At 63.1% G+C, this 2359-nt stretch carries 2 protein-coding genes; both read right to left on the bottom strand.

Translation table 11 applies throughout. The annotated features are described in order from the left end of the window. On the bottom strand, nucleotides 1-846 hold the full coding sequence (locus AC1RMF_RS26435) for a formate dehydrogenase accessory sulfurtransferase FdhD (RefSeq protein ID WP_493145506.1): 846 nt from the start codon (nucleotides 844-846) through the stop codon (nucleotides 1-3). A 26-nt stretch (nucleotides 847-872) separates the two neighbouring features. Further along, nucleotides 873-2359: molybdopterin oxidoreductase family protein (locus tag AC1RMF_RS26430; protein ID WP_493145504.1), on the bottom strand; the 1487-nt coding region annotated here is incomplete at its 5' end.

Below are 2359 nucleotides of genomic sequence, written 5' to 3'. Positions count from 1 at the left end.
TCAAGCCGCAACGCGTACGGGTGAGGCAGCCAGTTCGGGTTGCAACAGCAGACGCTCGGCGCCACTAAAGCACAGGAAACGCCGGTTGGTGGCCCGACCAATGGCGCACAAGCCCAGCTTCTGCGCCACGGCATGCCCCATTTGCGTCATGCCGCTGCGCGACACCACGATGGCAATGCCCATCTGCGCCGCCTTGATCACCATCTCGCTGGTCAGCCGCCCCGTGGTGTAAAGCACCTTGCCCGCGCTGTACTGGTCGTTCAGTGCCATCCAGCCGGCAATGGTGTCGATGGCGTTGTGGCGACCCACATCTTCCACAAACAGCAGCATCTCTTCACCGCTGAAGAGCGCACAGCCATGCACCGACCCCGCGCTTTTGTACACGCTTTGCTGCAGGCGAATCGCATTGACGATGGAATACAGCTCGCTCTGGGTAATACGGGTGTCGGGCAGCGCAAGCTGGTCTACGCCGTCCATCATGTCTCCGAACACACTACCCTGGCCGCAGCCGGTGGTCACCACGCGGCGTGCGGTCTTTTGCGCCAAGTCCACGATGCCGCCGCGCGTTTTGACGGCTGCAGCACCCACTTCCCAATCGACGGTCACCGAGGCGATGTCTTCAACGCCTGCCACCAAGCGCTGGTTGAGCAGATAGCCGGTCACCAGCCACTCGGGCCGCGCACCCAGGGTCATGAGGGTGATGAGCTCGCGCTTGTCCACATACACCGTGAGCGCGCGCTCACTGGGTATGGAGAGCAGGTAGCGCTCGCCCAGCTCATTGACCACTTCCACGTCGTGGGTCAGGGCTGCGCTTACCTGCGTGAGTGTGGGCTTGGCGTGCTGCATATCCAACCGTTGTAGTCGCTGGCGGCTCAGGCAGCCAGCTTGGCCGTGCCATAACCCGGCACTGCCTGTGGTTTTCCACCGCGGCGAATGGCCACTGCGCAGTACTTGAATTCTGGAATCTTGCCAAACGGATCCAGTGCAGCATTGGTCATCAGGTTGGCTGCTGCCTCGTAGTAGGCAAACGGGATGAAGACCGCACCACGCGGCGTGCCGTCATCGCGGCGCACATGGATGGCCACCTCGCCACGGCGCGACTGCACCGTCACCACGTCCCCGGCCTCCAGCCCGAGCAGACTCAGGTCTTCACCGCACATCGATGCTGTGGCCATGGGTTCAATGGCATCGAGCACCACGGCGCGGCGGGTCATGCTGCCGGTGTGCCAGTGCTCCAGCTGGCGCCCGGTGATCAGCACAAACGGAAACTCCGCATCGGGCCGCTCATTGGCCGGAATGATGTCCGCGGGCACCAGGTTCACACGGCCATCGGTGGTGGCGAACCGGTCGATGAACACCGTGGGCGAGCCCGGGTCTTCAGCACTCAGGCAGGGATAGGTGACGCTGGACTCGCGCTGCAGCCGCTCCCAGGTGATGCCGGAGATGGCCGTGGACATGGCCTGGCGCATTTCTTCGTAGACAGCGGCCACGCCGTCCATATCCCCCTGGTAATTCCAGTTCAAGCCCATACGCTTGGCGATCTGCTGGATGATCCACAGGTCGGGCATGGCCTGACCCGGTGGGTCGATGGCCTTCTTGCCCAGCTGCACCATGCGGTCGGTGTTGCTGACGGTGCCGTTCTTTTCTGGCCAGGCCGTGGCGGGCAACACGACATCGGCCAGCCAGGCGGTCTCCGTCATGAAGATGTCCTGCACCACCATGTGCTCAAGTGAAGCCAGCGCATGGCGGGCATGGTTGAGGTCAGGGTCGCTCATGGCCGGGTTCTCGCCCATGATGTACATGCCGCGCACCTTGTGCGGGTCGCTGTCATCGGCCAAGGCCTTGTGCATGATCTCCACCACGGTATAGCCGGGTCGGTCATCGAGCTTGGTGTCCCAGAACTTCTCGAACCAGCTGTGCACTGCCTTGTTGTCCACGCGCTGGTAGTTGGGGAACATCATGGGGATCAGGCCCGCATCAGACGCACCCTGCACATTGTTCTGGCCGCGCAGTGGGTGCAGGCCGGAGCCGGGCTTGCCGATCTGGCCGGTGACTGTGACCAGGGCAATCAGGCAGCGCGCGTTGTCGGTGCCGTGCACGTGCTGGCTCACGCCCATGCCCCACAGAATCATGGCGCTCTTGGCCTTGGCAAAGGCACGCGCCACCTCACGCAGCGTCTGGGCCGGAATACCGCAGATGGGCTCCATCGCCTCGGGGCTGTAGCCTTTGACGTTCTCGCGCAGCGCTTCGAAGTTGTTGGCACGCTTGGCAATGAAGTCCTGGTCGGCCAGGCCTTCCTCGATCACCACGTGGATCAGTGCATTGAGCATGGCCACATCGGTGTCGGGCTTGAACTGCA

It is taken from the genome of Rhodoferax sp. GW822-FHT04A08 (assembly GCF_058801025.1).
Note: the sequence above shows the minus strand (reverse complement) of the source record. Positions and strands in the feature narration are given on the sequence as shown.

Coding starts and splice junctions, on each gene's coding strand:
- AC1RMF_RS26435 (WP_493145506.1), bottom strand. CDS start 846: ATGCAGCACGCCAAGCCCACACTCACGCAGGTAAGCGCAGCCCTGACC.